Here is a 16,225-nt window from a genome sequence, read left to right as displayed (position 1 = left end):
TTTATTTTTTACTAAGCTGTTCTTTTAACTCTTTAAGTCGAACAACTTTAAATACTAGAATGCATACAAGATAAATGATTACTCCCAAAATAGCATAGACTACGACATTAAGTGTTGGACTGAAAGACAATGATGTTTTTAAGTAAAGTAGTATTGTATACATCAGACCTGAAGCCACAACAATCTTAAACATAGGTTTCAATATAGTAACTTCTTTTAAATAAATTCTTGTATAGAACAATTGCATTCCCCATACAAGAGCTTCTGTCAACACCGAGACAATGGCTGCCCCTATATAGCCAAACTTAGGGAGAAATAACAAATTCAAACCAACACTGAGAATCGCAGGTACAGTTGTTGAAATCATATATTCTTTATTCTTATTGTGTGGAATTAGCATTTGAAATCCCATAATATTGGTCCAACCGATAAAGAACATACGAAAAATCATTATTGCTATCGCATAGCGAGCATCCTGAAAATCTTTCCCAAGAAAAAATTGAACAAAATCGTCGTTTACAATTAGCATTCCTGCCATAATTGGAAAAATAACCAAATTATAAATTAAGAAGGATATCTCATGCATCTTATTAACAGCTTTATGATCTCCCGTCCCCAATAGACTAGATACTCTTGGCAACATAACGCTCCCTAGAGAGGTTACCAAAGTCAACAAAATACTAATTAACTTAAGCGCCTGATCATAAATCCCTACATCCTTTGTAGAAGCCAAGGCACCAAGCATTGTACGATCCAAAGTGACATACAAGGAAATCGCTATCTGAGGGAGGAATAATAAAAGAATTGGCTTTAAATGATATTTGGCATATTCTAAGTCAAAACGCGGTTTTCCAATAAATTCTCGAGCAGGCAACCACATACTTAATTGTCCCAACAACTCAAATATCGTCAAAAGAAAAACATAAAGGTAGAGGTCGGTCGATGATTTTACAAACAAAAATATTGAACCTACACCAACAAGTTTCACAGTGATATTTCTTACTGTAATTTTACGAAAATCTTCTAATCCCTGAAAAAGCCAGGAAATATCTAATCCTTTGGAAAACAGACTCAAACCCAATATATAGGCCACTGGATTTCTCATTGTCCCAACTCTCAGACATAAGAAAATGTATAAGAAAATTGATAACAATGTTGCACCGAATTGGAGCGTATATATCCCCCAGAAATTCTGTGGGATATTTCTTCTATTCGCCGAAATTTCCTTCGTTCCATAACTAGCAACTCCCAAAGTAGCTAATAAAATAAAATAAGTAACAATAGAATTAAAATACCCATATGTCCCTAAATCCTCTGAAGAAAATACCCGAGTAACATAGGGAGTTGTAATGATGGGTAATATAATGAGTAATAATTGATAGGAGAGGTTATAAGCGTAATTTTTTAGTACTTTCATATCAATCGGTCCCATTTATGATAGTTAGAATTTCTTCTTTAAGATTCGGATATTTCTCTAAATCAAATTTTCTAGAAAACTTATGACCTAAAGCTTTACCACGCTTCAATTGTTCTATATCATGTTCAGAATCAGTCCAGGTATGAGGATCTCCATCCCACCAATTAATATATCTTAGGTTGCCTTGAAAATCATCTGTTGAGTCGTAATGATAAAAATTATCAAAAGCATTAAATGTCGCTAGGGTGGTATGAATCACTAGTTCATCTGCTAAGTAACTATTCTTAAATGTCTCTTCGATAAATTCTTTTTGATGTAATATTATTTCCACTGATTTTTGATTTAATGAACACCAATTAGAACCATAGGAAACTATAATATTTTTTGTCCTATTTATACCAATAAATCTTTGAAAGGCTTTTTCTATTTTTCTATATGTAGTGAACAAAGCTTTTAATAGTTTATTTTTCGTATTTCTACGACTTATAACCTTAGTATTTAAATAATAATATTTAATTCTATCTTCTGCTTTAACTCTCTGAAATACCTCTTTAGGAGAAATATTAACAAAGCTATATTTTTTATGCTCGTCAAAAAACTGATAAATATTCTGAGCAGTATCCAAAGGTAAATCTACCCCTGATAACAAGTGATACATACTGTATTTACCATTTCTTGCAGCGGTTTCAAACAGTATCATTTCAGCTTCAACTTGAGAGTAATCTCCCCAATATACAGGAATCTCCTCTGTAAAAAACACTGGTGAGGTTTTAACCGCCCGGAGTATTTCTGACTTCTGCTCATTTTTAATATTAGACTTCTTATCAAACAGAATATAAATATCGTGTTTTTCATAATCTAATAATGATAACAAGAATTTTAACTGTTCTATTTTATTATGAGCAATGATTAAATAAGCTTGTTTCATTTCATTCTCCTTTGTAAAGTTAACGCAAATACCGGAATGGCAAATATTAATTTTGCTTTTCATTAATAATTTCTAATATTTTATTTTTCCATTCTGGGTAGCGTTCCAAATCAAATTTTCTTGAGAATAGATATCCATTTTCCTTAGATGATTTGATTTGATTTATATCTTCTTCTGAATACATCCATGTATATGGGCTTCCATCCCACCAATTTATATAACGAAGATTTCCTTGAAAATCATTGGGAGAATCATTAAAAGTTTTTTGTGAATATACAGTATGAAGTAGATTATTTTTATTTAAAATTGTTGGTATAAATAATTCATCATTGACAATAGTGTTTCTAAACACTTTTTCAATATAATCTTTTTCTTTTATAAGTACACCTACACTCTCATCATTTAACGAGCACCAATTTGATGCGTATTTTAATGTGAGATTATATTTTTTATAAAAATCAATTTTTAAAATTCTCTGTACTTTATTTTCTAATCTTCTATATATTTTCAATAAATTTTTAAATAATTTATTTTTTATATACATTGGATTTAATTTCGGAGCAAAAATTCTAAATGCTACTCGTTCATAAATTCTATTTTGATGATATATCTCTTCAGATACCATCGTTAAAAAGTTAAATTCTTTTTTGCTATCAAAAAAATTATATATTCTTTCTGCAGTATCTAAAGGTAAATCTACCCCTGATAACAAGTGATACATACTGTATTTACCATTTTTTGCAGCAGTTTCAAACAGTATCATTTCAGCTTCAACTTGAGAGTAATCTCCCCAATAAATTGGTATTTCCCTTGTGAAAAATATGTCTGATTTCGTCACTACTTGTCTCATTTCGTTTTTTTGTTCTTCAGTAATCTTTGCTTTTTTATCGAACAATATAAAAATATCATGTTTTTCATAATCTAATAGAGAAATCAAAAATTTTAATTGCTCAATTTTATTATGTGCTATTATTAGATATGCTTGTCTCATGAATTTCCCTTTCAAATAAGCAGAGGTATTAAATTCTTTCCCGATTATAGTAATGGGCTAGTAATACTAAACACTATTACAACACTTACATCCGAACAGCTATTTATAATTTAAAAAACTAATAGAGATACTTGATTCTTTAAACAGTCACCTTAATCTTAAATACATTTTAGATGATAGCATAAATATTGTATATTTTAATTTTAGTCTCCACGATATTTTTTTGTTTAATAACATGTTCTTAAAGTCAACTTTCAATAATTCTCGATCTTTCGAAAAATCTGTTAAACCAGAGTCAGCCTTTGCACCAATTACAACAAAGCCTCCTCGTAATTTTTTAGCTTGCAGAGATTGTTTTAATTCTATACTTTGAGTGTATTCTTTCTTTATAACTTCCTCGTTTTTCGAAACGGCATCAAAAAAATCATATCTTTTCTCAGTAAAAGTCGAACGGACAATACTACCTTCTCTACGGTAATAGTTATATGTTTCAAGTGGACTAATCACAATTTTATCCGCTAAGGCAAGGTGATCCGCTACCACATAAAAGTCTTCATAGATTTTTCCAACAGGAAATGGAATTTTTTCCAAGATACTTTTGTGATAAAGCTTAGCACAAGCAGAAACTGTCGCAATCTTATCGTCTAGCATTAGCTCAAGAGCCTTCTCTTTTGTAACAACACACAAATCCTTATAATCTGACTCCTCAAGCTGATACGAACTATAATCATTATACTTAGACGTTGCCTTCACTTTGGTAGAAATCAAGTCTGCTTGATGCTTCTGCTGAATTTTCACTATCAATTCTAGAGTATAATCTTCCAAATAATCATCTGGGTCTAAAAAGAGAATCCACTCTGATGACGCTTTCGAGACTCCTAAATTACGGGCATCAGACAAACCTCCATTTTCTTTATGAAAAACAGAGACATTTTCATATCGCTTAGCATACTCTTCACATAACTGAGGGGAGTTATCTGTTGAACCATCATTTACAAGGATTACTTCAAAATTTTGATATGTTTGTTTTATCAGACTATCCATGGCAAAGTGTAAATAATCAGAAACATTATAAACCGGAACAACAACACTAATAAACATCCTAAACTCCTCTCTCTTTTTCTTTCTTTTTAGAATATTTTTTCAATATTGGATTGAAGACAAAGTCTAGAAAATAGTGAGATTTATAGTTCAAATAAGACAATCTATCAAATTTTTTTGTAGGGATATACTCATAAGAACTCTGCTCAATTTGTCTATATAACTCTTCTGATAGTGTCTTTGAGTCCTCAACCATCCATGATAAATCGATCTGTAAACTAATAAGATAGGCCAAAGTATCTGCAACTACTTTTTTTAAAACAGGATCCCCTGAAATTTTTGAAAAAAAACTTAGCACAGAATTTGTTACAATCAAATGGTGACGAACATTTCGTTTCATACTCTCAATGTTCATGCTCTGCTCGGGTCGTCCGATATAGTATTGATAAACATCATAATTCCAATAACCGAAACTGTGAATATACTCTAAAGGAAAAAGAGTGTACTGAATGTCAACATAAAATGTCTTTTCACTTAAACGAATTTTATTCTCTACTAGGATAGATGTCCTATAGGTTACCGAGTGCATTGGGATCCGTTTCTCTGGAATCCCAGAATATTCCTTACCAACCTCATAATTCTCAGCAAAATCATTTCGAACAGTAGTATTGTTATAAACATGTTGTTCTGTAAAGTCCGTAAGAACCATATCCACATCAGCAACTGATAAGGTATCTAAAAACTTTTCAAACTCTGATGGAATAACCCAGTCATCGCCATCAATAACTTTAAAGAATTTCCCCTTTGCCTCCTGGATACCACGATTAATTGTTGAGCCATGGCCTCCATTTTCCTTTGTGATAATACGACCATTCAGCAACGAATCTTTTCTTAGGGCCTCTTCTGCTACTTTGACTGTATCGTCCGTACTTCCATCATTCACAATTAAGACCTCAAATTTTTGTTTGTAATCTGGATGTACTTGCTGGAATGATTCGATTCCTTTGGAAATATAGTCCTGAATATTATAACTAGGCATTACAATTGTTAATAAACACTCTCGCATCTTATCTCCTAAATTGTCTCAATCAACTCTATCCACTGATTAAGAATTTTATTTTTATCAAATTTATCCATATTGTCTTTGGCATGTTCTGAGAAAGATTGTCGCAAATCATCATTTTTCATCAATTCAAGCAATTTCTCACTCATCTGACCCGTATCATAACAATCAATCAGAAATCCGTTGATTCCATCTTCAACAATCTCACTAGGTCCCGTCGGACATCTAAAGCTAACAATAGGAAGATTGTATTGTTGTGCTTCTAATAGGACTAAAGGCAAGCCCTCATAGCGAGAAGTCATGACGTAGATACTATGATTGGGATAAATATTCTCAGTTCCCTTTACATTTCCTTTAAAATTAACTTGTGAAGAAACACAGCCTTCTTCTAGTTTTCTTTTTAGCTCCTGTTCAATAAGTTTATCCCCTGAACCATATATATCCCACTGCCAGTCTGGATGTTGTGATAATACTTTTATAGCTACTTCGGCAAGATAATCATATCCCTTTTGACTGTGAAATCGACCTACCGTTATTATTTTATTTATCTCATTATCAAATGGAGTATTTTCAGAATCTTCTTCATCAATCCAATTATAAATAGCATTTACTTTATTTATAGGTATATTATATTTATCGGAGTATTTTATTCTATCTTCTTCTGTTAAAGTGACAATCTTGTCAAAAAATTTAGCTCCTACAAATCTCTGCACTTCCCTACTTCTAAAATCACGAAATTCTAAGCTATGATGATCACAGAAGACTATTTTCACATTTAATCCTAGAGTAGCTAATCTAATCATAGTATTTGTTAATGGGGTTATAGAAAAAATCACTTCAATTTTTTCTCTTTTAATATAGTCCCTTAATTTACCTGTTAATTTTAATGTAGCAGTTCTAATTCTAAGATCACCCTTGTGAAAATTTATTAATGTCACATTAGGGTTAATATCATAATTTATAAAGCCATCTTCATCCAATAGAATAGATAACAGTTTTACATCATAGTATTGTGACAATTCATTAGCCATATTAATAGCTACTTTTTCCGCTCCACCAATTTTACTTAGATTATATCTAACAATTGCTATTTTTTTCATTAAATTAATTCCTTACATATAAAAAATGAAAGTACTGTTTACTCGTTAGGGAAAGAGATTTCTAAAATGATATGTGATTCCCTATCTTCAACTGCAGGTATTTTCATATAATCACCGTACATTACAGTTAAATAATGCTCAATATTATTTGGAACATTCCACTTATGTCCTTCAAAACTTAGTTTCCTAGTTAACTGCATATCTTCTCTTATAAACATCTCACCAAAATAATGTTTTCTACCTGAAGGAACGCTAAGGTATCTCGACTTATTATTCTTGCACAATGAGTAGATGCTTTCCGTAAGTCTTGTAAATTGTCTCAAAGATATAAAACTAGTTAGAAACCCTAAAACTAATTTTACTCGAAAAACAAGCCTTACTTCTTTATGCTCCTTCATAATCTCCAGCATCAGCTGACGATTTTTATAAAAATTTCTACATGATAGCAACAATCCAATTCCCATACATAGAAAACCATGAAGTTGTCTCAAAATTTTTGAATTAGGAACATTTTCAAGCCAAAAAATATCAATAAAAAATCCACATTCTTCAACTCCAACATCCTCTCGACCACGTAGAACTGTTCCTTTTTGTCTGATACGACCAATCGGCATGCCATAGTTTGGTGTTTGTGAATTATGTATCCAATACTTATCAGAGAATTTCTGAGAAAATTTTTGAAAGAAAATCTCCCGTTCACTTCCTAGCATAAATATATCCATATCATCATCCCATGGAATAAACCCTTTGTGTCGATATGCTCCTAACGCACTCCCACCAGAAAGAGAATAGTACAATCCTTCTTCCTCACAAACTGTTACAATATCTTCCATGATTTTTAATAAATACTCTTGATATTTTAAAAGGAGTTCTCCTTCTAATTTAATAAATTTACTGTCTGAGAACTTTAAATTTTTAAACAGTGTCACGGTAGATAGTCCCATATAATCCTCCAAAAATAATAGTACATAGTATTATGTAAAAGGCAAATTTGAAAAAAATTGAAAAATATTTTTTATAAGTAAGTCCGTCTTACTAAAATCAATAAAAGCAAAGGGAAAATTATTATTATAAAATATACCCACCGCACAAGATAGACAAAGAATACCCATCGTCAGTCCATAAACAACATTACGATTAGCAATAATTTTCAATTGGTATCTATATGTAAATAATATGTAGGTTGAAACTACAATCATAGGAAGGAGCAAGAAAAGATTTCTATCATAGATGTTACGAAATGGTATTGACCCCATTGATAACAGGGTAATATAATATGTCATTGTAACAAAACTAAAACGCCAATCATCAGTTGTTTTCAAGGAATTCACTATTCCCAGATATAACAATACAAATAAAACCATCAGTACTATTCCAACATATAGTCTCATCGTTAATGTGGTATTAAAAAATTGGGAATAGGAGGAATTATCTGAGTAAACTTCAATTTTCCGAATAAATGATTGTAAATAGGTCCAACCAACTAGATTTGCTAACCATGGAACTAAGTTAAACAAAATAGGAAATCCTAATAATACGAATAGACTTTTAGTAAGTGTCACTCTCTTGATTAGTGGGAACAAGAACCTTAAACCAACAAAATAAATGACTGCTGAATGAACACCCAATGGCAATAAATACCAAATGGCAGTTTTTAGACTAGTATAGCCTTTTTTTGACTCCAAATATAGCAAAAGCATCATCAAGGCAACTGCCATACAAAACCTCATTCCACTAGTTGTATATCTATAATTATTTAAACATAGTACAGCGATTAATACTGTAGCGTACGACAGTTTAGAAGTCTTGCCCAAGTCCTTAAATAAGTCAACAACTACGTAACCAAAACTAAAATAAGTTATAAAAGCTGAAATAAAACTCAGTAAGCTATAATGATGGGTATTCCTAACAAGATACATTAATGACGTAAAAATTGGTATAGAACCATAGTCATAGTTCCCTACTCTCCATCCATTAGAAAAAGCTTTGAACATTTCAAAAATACTATCATAGCGAGTAAGGACCGCAGTCGCACGAAAATGAAATGCACCATCATCCATAGGATGAGGGATGTAACGCAACGCAATAATTGATATTGCTAAACTAATTAATAGTAAATAGATTTTTGAACGCTTTTTATCATTTACTAGCCCTATAATACTTAAACTTATTGACAACACAGGGAACACTAAAAAGAATGCAAAAGTAAGTAATAACAATACCATAATTTAAAAACTCTGTCCATATTTTTTTCCGAAATACTTGGCTTTCAAGAAGGATTTGCCCTTCTCAAATAAATTCACTTTTTCCATATACATAAACGGAACTTCTTTAACACGTAGATTTTGGTAGTCTAACCAAACATTAAAGAGACGCTCACTAACACGCCCAAATAATCTTGCATCAAAAGCAGAGTATCCTGTTATATCCAATCTTCTGTACAACTCATCAATGATAGGGAACAACCACTCACAATAAGATGATACATTTTCTTTGGACATGATAAACATATTGAACATGTAGCCACTACGACAGTCCATCACCTTGTCAAATGTTGCTAAATATTCTGGCGAAACCTCTTTTATAATTTCTCGTGTTACATCTAAATGACTGGAGTCATGAGTGTTGGCATAATGAGAATAGAGAGTCTCTATATAATATTTTCTCTTTTTGGGAACAACGACATCTACTTCAGACATGAGCTCCTTAACTTGATCTGCCGATAGAATAACTTCATTCATGTCAATCTTATCATGATAAGGTCGGTTCCTATCTGTAAAATAACGTCGGTAATGAACTAATCCAAGGTAATCACAGTCTAAATTTTTCCAAGCCCAGTATAATCCTGTCAATTCACAATAATAAGGATTGAGGTGTGAGATATGATTACCTTGATTATCTCGTTGGTAGCCTAAATTTTCCTTTCCTTCACTGCCAACCTGAACAGGAACATATAAGTCCTTATCTTCTGGCATTTGAAATCTTTTATGAGTCGCTACTATAATTTTATACTTTTTTGACATTTCTACATCCTAACTCCAATTCCTAAAATCTTGCCTCACTGGACAATTCTTTGGATTGAATCCCCATTCATTTTTTCAAGCAAAAAATACTAGATTAAATCCACTTATTCATAATGCTTCCTTCACTTGAAAAAATGAATACGAATACCCAAGAAACGTTATTCGTATTCAACTTCATCTTTCTATCTTTTTTTGCTAGATGATTTAGCTCATACATCAATGAGCCCCTTCTCCAGACAGAACTTTTTTTATTGTCAAAAAGAAGATTTTGACATCCAACAAAAAGGATTGGTTCCGAGGATAGTACAGCTCCATTTCACAGCGTTCAGGATAATATACCTCACTCCTACCAGAAACTTGCCACATCCCTGTAATACCTGGCCGTACAGATAACAAAACTTGCTGTTCTTCCTTAGAATACTCCTCTAACTCGTTCTCCAAAATCGGTCTAGGTCCAATAAGACTCATATCTCCAAACAACAAGTTTATAAATTGAGGAATTTCATCAATACTCGTTTTTCTTATAAAATCTCCGATATTGGTAAGACGAGGATCCTCATTTGGAGGTAATTTGTAACTGTTATTTATATATTTTTCATAGAGTGCTTTATTTGCGGTCAAAACTTCTTCAGCATTTTCAACCATTGATCTAAATTTAATAATTTTAAATTTTTTCCCTCTTAACCCCACTCTGTATTGTGTAAAAAATATACTCCCTTTATAACCTTTTATTTTATAGATAATATAAATTATTAGAAAACAGGGCAAGACTATGAATATTGTTCCAAACAAGCCAATAAGAACATCCATAACTCGTTTTATGCTAATATAGATAATGCTGTTTCTTTTCACCTTAACCCCTTCCCCATGATAAGTATCTCAATTAGTTTCGCTACTACAAACTGGTTTACTCTTTCCCGTAATTCCCATAATTTCCATAAGAACCGTATTTGTCTACTGAAGTATCGAATTTGTTCAACACAACTCCTAAAAACGGCTTCCCAGTTTGTTCCAACTGTTCTTTCGCTTTTTGAATATCCCGTCGATTTGTTTCACCTGCCGCTGTCACTAAAATAGAAGCATCGCATTTTCGTGTAATGATAGCCGCATCAATCACGGCACCGACAGGAGCAGTGTCTACGATGATATAGTCAAAATATTTACGCAAGGTTTCAAGCATTGTACTGAAATTCTTACTTTGGAGAAGTGCTGTCGGATTTGGTGACACAGAGCCAGCCTGAATCACAAAGAGATTCTCAATATTGGTATCACAAAGCCCATGCGACAGATCCGTTGTACTCGATAGAAATTCTGTCAGACCTGTAATTTTATCCCTTGCTTTAAAGACACCTGACATAACAGAATTGCGAATATCTCCATCAATCAGCAGCGTTTTGTAACCTGCACGCGCAAAAGCCCAAGCGATATTGGTGGAAGTCGTTGATTTTCCTTCTCCTGGTTTCACAGAAGTGATAGAAAATACTTTCAAATCATCTCCACTTAACTGTAGGTTCGTACACAAGGCGTTATAATACTCCTCTGCCTTTTTCGCAAGATCTAATTTCGCCTGTGAGATTTCTAACGTTGGCATAACTTCCTCCTATTTCATTTTGTCCAAATCTGGAACGACCCCTAGAAGTGGAATTTGCAGTACATCTTCGACATCTTCAGGACGTTTCACACGGGTATCGAGTAACTCAATCAAAAGAACAGTAATTACTGTTACGACGGCTCCTCCGAGAAAACCAAATAAGGTGTTGCGTCGAACATTTGGAGAAGAGGGAGTCGTAGCTGGTCGCGCTTCTTCAAGCGTCGTTACATCAGATACTCGCGTTACAGCGATGATCTTTTCTGCAGCAACTTCTCGTAGAGAATTAGCAATGCGACTGGCTTCCTCTGGTTGTTTATCCTTGACAGAGATTGAGACGATACGAGTGTCGGCTGGTACAGTCACTTGAACTTTGCTAGTTAACGCTTTTGCTGGCACATCCAATTTCAAATTTGTCGCTACCTTCTCCAACACATCTTGCGAAAGGATAATTTCGCGGTAGTCTTTTACCAGATAAGATCCTGCCTGCAAGTCCTGATTCGTCAGCCCCGGCTTATCTCCTTGATTACGGTTGACTACGTAAATACGCGTGGTGCTCGTATATTCTGGCTTAACAATAAAAGTGCTATATGCAAAAGCTCCCGCCCCTGTCACAAGTGCCACTAATAAAATTATTAGTTTGCGTTTCCACAAGGTTTTAAGTAATTGAAATACATCAATTTCTATCGTGTTTTGTTCTTTCATCATTTCTCCTAAATTAGTTGATCCATTACAATTTTTCGAGGATTGTCTATAAAAAGTTCCTGAGCCTTCGCTTCTCCGTATTTTTGGGAAACAAGGTCATATGCTTCTGCCATATGAGGAGGTCTACCGTCTAGATTGTGCATATCACTTGCAATCACATGAACCAAATCACGCTCCAAGAAATACTGCGCTCTTTTTTTCATGAATTTATAAGGTTCTCCAAAAAGTTTGGATTTGAGGACATGTGAACTATTTACTTGCGTGTAACAGCCCATATCGATCAGCTCTCGAACGCGTTTTTCATTATTTTCAAGAGCATCATAGCGCTCGATGTGGGCAATGACTGGAGTAACCCCCAACATCAATATTTTACTCAAGGCACTATGAATATCGCGATAAGGGGTGTTCATACTAAACTCTATCAAGGCATAACGACTATCATTGAGGGTCGGAATCCGCTTTTTTTCCAGCTTATCCAAAACATCTGGTGTGTAGTAAATTTCAGCCCCATAAGCAATGACCAAGTCACTCGCGACTTCCTTAGCTATTTCCCGAACCTGAAGAAAGTTTTCTGCTATCTTCTCTTCTGGAGTTTCAAACATGCCCTTGCGTCGGTGAGAGGTAGAGACAATGGTTCGTACTCCTTGTCGATAGGCTTCTGTCAAGAGAGCCTTACTTTCCTCTCTTGACTTGGGACCATCATCTACATCAAAGACAATGTGCGAATGAATATCAATCATTTCATCTGCCCTCCAACACGTCCTGAATAGCAGTTTTGACAGATGCAAGGCTACTGTCGTTAATTTCCATCATATAGAGGTTACTATCTGGCATCGCATAAGAAGGAAGATCCATCCGTCCCGTACCCTTCAAGTCTTGCGAATTCACTTTGTAAGTTCCACCACTTTCTAACTGAGCATTGACCAAGTTCATCATGGTCTCAAGTGGCATGTTTGTTTGGATAGAATCTTGCAAGCTATCAATGATCGTACTATAATTTTTCAGTGCTTCGGTCGAAGTTAATTTTTGAAGGATAGCCACAATCACCTTTTGTTGATTACGTCCGCGATCACGATCACCATCTGCTAGAGAGTAGCGCTCACGAACAAATCCCAGAGCCTGCTCAGAATCTAGATGGACATTTCCAACTGGATAGTACTTCCCATTAGTGTGTGCGGTAAATTCTTGATCATTATAAACATCAATTCCACCTAAAAGGTCAATCAACTTTAAGAACGAAGTGAAGTTCAAACGGACATAGTAATTGATATCCACTCCATAGAGATTTTCTAAGGTGTGGATGGACGAATCAACTCCATAAATGCCCGCATGGGTCAATTTATCTTTTTGATTATTTCCACCATCTGCGATTGGTACATAAGCATCACGTGGCGTTGTGGTCAAGAGGATTTTCTTGGTATCTCGATTGACAGTCATCAGGATATTGACATCTGAACGCGACACCGAACTAATTGGACCATAAGTATCAATTCCACTAACATAGATATTGAAAGACTGATTCTTAGACGTCTTGGGAGCTTCTACTTTTTTAGTGAATCCCTTGGTATAAATCTTTTTTATCTTCGATGCGTAATCTGGATACTCCGATTCGATGATATTTTCAAAGACACTATTTAGGACAATGGCTTTGGTATCTCCTGCAATCAAACTCTTGTAGGCTGCCAAGTAAGACGAACTCTGATTGACCGTCAAATCGGTATTCTGACTTGATTTGATATCAGCTAGTAGTTTTTGAATATTTTCATTATCAGTCTCAGTCGGTGCTGTCACACTCGTCAGTTGCGTAACATTCCCAATCTCACTATCTGCTAAAACAGCTACACTGATCGAATATTCTGAGTAATTAGAAGTCGCATTTAAACGATTGGTCAGTCCAACAAACTGCTGTACTGCAAAGAGCGACACAGAGCTGACAAGGATAGAGAGCACCAACAGAAAAATGGTAAACTTTTCAGCTTTTTTATAGATAATCAAGAGCAGCCCTATTAAGGCAACTAGTAGAACTAAGGCAGTTGCCACTAGATTAAGATATCTAAAAGCAAGGATATGGTATTTAAAAATCAAAAACAATAAAAAGCCAGCCAACAATAGATAAACAGCTAACAAGGCTATGTTAACGCTTCGCTTTACTTTTCCCGAGCGAGTTCTCTTTGAACGTTTAGTCATGTTAATCCCCTATACGTTAATAATTAGGTTAATTATACCACAGAAGTAGGATAATTTCCATTTATTCCCCTAATTCTCAGCGTTTTCATTCATTTTTTCTTAGCTATATTTCGAAGTGATCGCTTTCATTATTTAGGAGCTTGAGCAAACAAAAATAAGATCCCTTGCAAGAGACCTTATTTCAACTTTTTATTTGATATGATTTTCAAATTCTTTTTGACTCTTTTCGATAGCCTTTTTACTTTCTTCTTCCCACTTAGCCTTGGCTTCATCAAATCGTTTCTTGGTAACAGGATCTTTTTGCAGTCTCATGTACTTATAGTTATTTCCATCACCTTTGATTCCCACTAGAGAGTATGCACGTGTGAATGGAGTTACTTTGGTTACAGAGGCCGTACCACCATTGGACATCGTAGACATGATCAGAGAATTATCAATCATCCAAGCTTGAGCTTCAGCGTATTTTTCATAACGCTTAGCGACATCTTGATTCTCAGCGTCTGCTTCTTTTAGAAGTTTCGTATAGGTATCAAGCCCCAGACTCTTGATCAGCTCTTGGTCTTCCTTAGCATCAAGACCAAAAATCTTGAGATAAAAACCATCTTCGGCATTAAATGGATCCAGATAAGTTGATGGATCCTGGTAATCACCAACCCAGCCATCAAAGTTCAAATCGTAATCACGAGCTGCTGGATTTGGAGCTAGGAAAGCGACATTCCCAAAGTCATCCGTTGAAAGTTGCTGAACATCAACGACGATATTATCAGAACCTAGTACTGTTTCAAGTGTCTGTTTAAGCGAATTCATACCAGAAACTGCATTTTTATTGGTTTGATCAACCGGGACATCCAAATGAATAGGGAAGGTAACACCTTGAGTTTCCAATTCTTTTTTAGCTTCCGCAAATTTTGCTTGGGCCTTTTCCTTGTTAAAGTAACCGTCTTGGGCATCTGCCAAGTTGATTCCTGACCATTCTGTTCCATACTGAACAAGTTTAGAAGAAACCACTTCTCCAAAGCTCTTATCTCCCACCTGCACAAATGTAGGGGGAACAAGGGTATTACGAAGGGTCTTGCTTGCCGCTTCTTGCCCGTTAGATTGAGCAGAATAGGCCGTGCGATCGATGGCAAAGTTCAAGGCCTGTCGGAAGTTTTTATTCAAAATCGCTGTTTGCGTAGATTTCTTTTGCTGGTCTGATGTTTTAGCAGTGTGGTTATAAGCTTTACGGTTTACATTAAAGTTGAAGTACCAAGAAGTCTTGTCTTGTAAGCTATAAACGATATTGTCTTGGTATTTTTCTTTTGTCTTGGCATAGCTCGAGCTATTTGGATAGACTCCCGCAAGTGAATAGGCACCACTTTCAAAGTTTCGAATGGTCATCTCCTGATCAGAGCCATCAAAGTAAGCCAATTTAACTTTTTCAATAGTCACCTTGTCATGATCATAGTAGTTAGGATTCTTCACATACTCGATGGAAGATTTTGATGTGAAATCTTTTAACAAGTAAGGTCCATTGTAAAGGATACTGTTTGGCGTCAAGGTTCCAAAGTCTTTATCCTTTGATGTCAAGAACTCTTCGTTAACCGGGAAAAGGATACTGTTGGTTGTCTTTGAGTTCCAGTAGGGCTCTGGTCGAGTCAAAGTGTACTCAACCGTATAGTCATCCAAGGCCTTCACACCAACTGTTGTGAAGTCATTGGTCGCACCTGTCACATAGTCATTCAATCCCTTGATAGAGTTTTGGATGAGATCCATGGCTTGACCCTTGTTGTCAGCAGCATACTTAATCCCAGTGACAAAGTCTTGGGCTTTGACTGGAGCGTACTCTTCTCCATCAGCTGTGTACCACTTGGCATCTTTTCTGAGTTTATAGGTATAGATCAAACCATCTGCCGAAACTGACCAGTCTTCAGCTAGAGCTGGCGTTAGATTTCCATAGCTATCATTTTCTAGTAAACCATCCACAAGATTGGTAAGCACTGCAGTGTTATCTGCATAATAGTCTAAAAGATAGTTAAATGTCGTCGGATTTGCACTAAATGTTGATGAGAAGGTACTTGTATCTGTATTGGACTGTCCACAAGCTGTCAGTAAAATTCCTGTAGCTAGGACAAGACCAGTTCCGATGAGTCTTTTTTTCATGTTCATCCTCTACTCCTTTATGTCACTTTTTATAACATAG

General features: G+C 34.8%; 15 protein-coding genes. All 15 read right to left on the bottom strand.

The window, feature by feature from the left end; genetic code table 11:
• Position 1 precedes the first annotated feature (1 nt).
• On the bottom strand, positions 2–1,417 hold the full coding sequence (locus tag D8805_RS04470) for a flippase (RefSeq protein ID WP_125415772.1): 1,416 nt from the start codon (positions 1,415–1,417) through the stop codon (positions 2–4).
• A 1-nt stretch (position 1,418) separates the two neighbouring features.
• Positions 1,419–2,345: a beta-1,6-N-acetylglucosaminyltransferase gene (locus D8805_RS04465; protein WP_125415654.1), complete on the bottom strand. Its 927-nt coding sequence runs from the start codon at positions 2,343–2,345 to the stop codon at positions 1,419–1,421.
• Positions 2,346–2,391: 46 nt separating this feature from the next.
• A complete protein-coding gene (locus D8805_RS04460; protein ID WP_125415652.1) occupies positions 2,392–3,336 on the bottom strand; it encodes a beta-1,6-N-acetylglucosaminyltransferase in 945 nt (314 codons plus the stop codon).
• Positions 3,337–3,483: 147 nt separating this feature from the next.
• Positions 3,484–4,437 carry a glycosyltransferase family 2 protein gene (locus D8805_RS04455; protein WP_125415650.1) on the bottom strand — a complete coding sequence of 318 codons (954 nt, stop codon included), beginning with the start codon at positions 4,435–4,437 and terminating at the stop codon, positions 3,484–3,486.
• A 1-nt stretch (position 4,438) separates the two neighbouring features.
• Positions 4,439–5,443, bottom strand: a complete 1,005-nt coding sequence (locus tag D8805_RS04450; protein ID WP_125415648.1) for a glycosyltransferase family 2 protein — start codon at positions 5,441–5,443, stop codon at positions 4,439–4,441.
• A gap of 8 nt (positions 5,444–5,451) precedes the next feature.
• A complete protein-coding gene (locus D8805_RS04445; protein ID WP_125415646.1) occupies positions 5,452–6,540 on the bottom strand; it encodes a glycosyltransferase family 4 protein in 1,089 nt (362 codons plus the stop codon).
• A 38-nt stretch (positions 6,541–6,578) separates the two neighbouring features.
• Positions 6,579–7,484, bottom strand: a complete 906-nt coding sequence (locus D8805_RS04440) for a LicD family protein (protein WP_125415644.1) — start codon at positions 7,482–7,484, stop codon at positions 6,579–6,581.
• 30 nt (positions 7,485–7,514) lie between these two features.
• Positions 7,515–8,765, bottom strand: coding sequence for an EpsG family protein (locus tag D8805_RS04435; protein ID WP_125415642.1), 1,251 nt, complete (start codon positions 8,763–8,765; stop codon positions 7,515–7,517).
• A gap of 3 nt (positions 8,766–8,768) precedes the next feature.
• Entirely contained in the window at positions 8,769–9,563 is a 795-nt protein-coding gene (locus D8805_RS04430) for a DUF4422 domain-containing protein (RefSeq protein ID WP_125415640.1), read from the bottom strand.
• Positions 9,564–9,779: 216 nt separating this feature from the next.
• On the bottom strand, positions 9,780–10,415 hold the full coding sequence (locus tag D8805_RS04425) for a sugar transferase (protein WP_125415639.1): 636 nt from the start codon (positions 10,413–10,415) through the stop codon (positions 9,780–9,782).
• Between the two features lie 55 nt (positions 10,416–10,470).
• Positions 10,471–11,154: a tyrosine-protein kinase gene (locus D8805_RS04420; protein ID WP_125415638.1), complete on the bottom strand. Its 684-nt coding sequence runs from the start codon at positions 11,152–11,154 to the stop codon at positions 10,471–10,473.
• A gap of 9 nt (positions 11,155–11,163) precedes the next feature.
• Entirely contained in the window at positions 11,164–11,856 is a 693-nt protein-coding gene (gene cpsC, locus D8805_RS04415; RefSeq protein WP_125415636.1) for a capsular polysaccharide biosynthesis protein CpsC, read from the bottom strand.
• An 8-nt stretch (positions 11,857–11,864) separates the two neighbouring features.
• Positions 11,865–12,596, bottom strand: coding sequence for a capsular polysaccharide biosynthesis protein Cps4B (cps4B, locus tag D8805_RS04410; protein ID WP_125415634.1), 732 nt, complete (start codon positions 12,594–12,596; stop codon positions 11,865–11,867).
• Position 12,597: 1 nt separating this feature from the next.
• A complete protein-coding gene (gene cpsA / locus D8805_RS04405) occupies positions 12,598–14,043 on the bottom strand; it encodes an LCP family glycopolymer transferase CpsA (RefSeq protein WP_125415632.1) in 1,446 nt (481 codons plus the stop codon).
• Between the two features lie 189 nt (positions 14,044–14,232).
• The gene (locus D8805_RS04400; protein WP_125415630.1) at positions 14,233–16,191 is read right to left on the bottom strand and encodes a peptide ABC transporter substrate-binding protein; all 1,959 of its coding nucleotides are present in this window, start codon (positions 16,189–16,191) and stop codon (positions 14,233–14,235) included.
• Positions 16,192–16,225 lie beyond the last annotated feature (34 nt).

It is taken from the genome of Streptococcus oralis subsp. dentisani, assembly GCF_003944205.1.
In the GTDB taxonomy this organism is placed as follows: Bacteria; Bacillota; Bacilli; order Lactobacillales; family Streptococcaceae; genus Streptococcus; species Streptococcus oralis_BH.
This window is presented reverse-complemented; position numbering and strand designations above follow the sequence as displayed.

Excerpts from the sequence above, each read along its gene's own strand:
- D8805_RS04470 (WP_125415772.1), bottom strand. The coding sequence starts at position 1,417 with ATGAAAGTACTAAAAAATTACGCTTATAACCTCTCCTATCAATTATTA.
- D8805_RS04465 (WP_125415654.1), bottom strand. The coding sequence starts at position 2,345 with ATGAAACAAGCTTATTTAATCATTGCTCATAATAAAATAGAACAGTTA.
- D8805_RS04460 (WP_125415652.1), bottom strand. The coding sequence starts at position 3,336 with ATGAGACAAGCATATCTAATAATAGCACATAATAAAATTGAGCAATTA.
- D8805_RS04455 (WP_125415650.1), bottom strand. The coding sequence starts at position 4,437 with ATGTTTATTAGTGTTGTTGTTCCGGTTTATAATGTTTCTGATTATTTA.
- D8805_RS04450 (WP_125415648.1), bottom strand. The coding sequence starts at position 5,443 with ATGCGAGAGTGTTTATTAACAATTGTAATGCCTAGTTATAATATTCAG.
- D8805_RS04445 (WP_125415646.1), bottom strand. The coding sequence starts at position 6,540 with ATGAAAAAAATAGCAATTGTTAGATATAATCTAAGTAAAATTGGTGGA.
- D8805_RS04440 (WP_125415644.1), bottom strand. The coding sequence starts at position 7,484 with ATGGGACTATCTACCGTGACACTGTTTAAAAATTTAAAGTTCTCAGAC.
- D8805_RS04435 (WP_125415642.1), bottom strand. The coding sequence starts at position 8,765 with ATGGTATTGTTATTACTTACTTTTGCATTCTTTTTAGTGTTCCCTGTG.
- D8805_RS04430 (WP_125415640.1), bottom strand. The coding sequence starts at position 9,563 with ATGTCAAAAAAGTATAAAATTATAGTAGCGACTCATAAAAGATTTCAA.
- D8805_RS04420 (WP_125415638.1), bottom strand. The coding sequence starts at position 11,154 with ATGCCAACGTTAGAAATCTCACAGGCGAAATTAGATCTTGCGAAAAAG.
- cpsC (WP_125415636.1), bottom strand. The coding sequence starts at position 11,856 with ATGAAAGAACAAAACACGATAGAAATTGATGTATTTCAATTACTTAAA.
- cps4B (WP_125415634.1), bottom strand. The coding sequence starts at position 12,596 with ATGATTGATATTCATTCGCACATTGTCTTTGATGTAGATGATGGTCCC.
- cpsA (WP_125415632.1), bottom strand. The coding sequence starts at position 14,043 with ATGACTAAACGTTCAAAGAGAACTCGCTCGGGAAAAGTAAAGCGAAGC.
- D8805_RS04400 (WP_125415630.1), bottom strand. The coding sequence starts at position 16,191 with ATGAACATGAAAAAAAGACTCATCGGAACTGGTCTTGTCCTAGCTACA.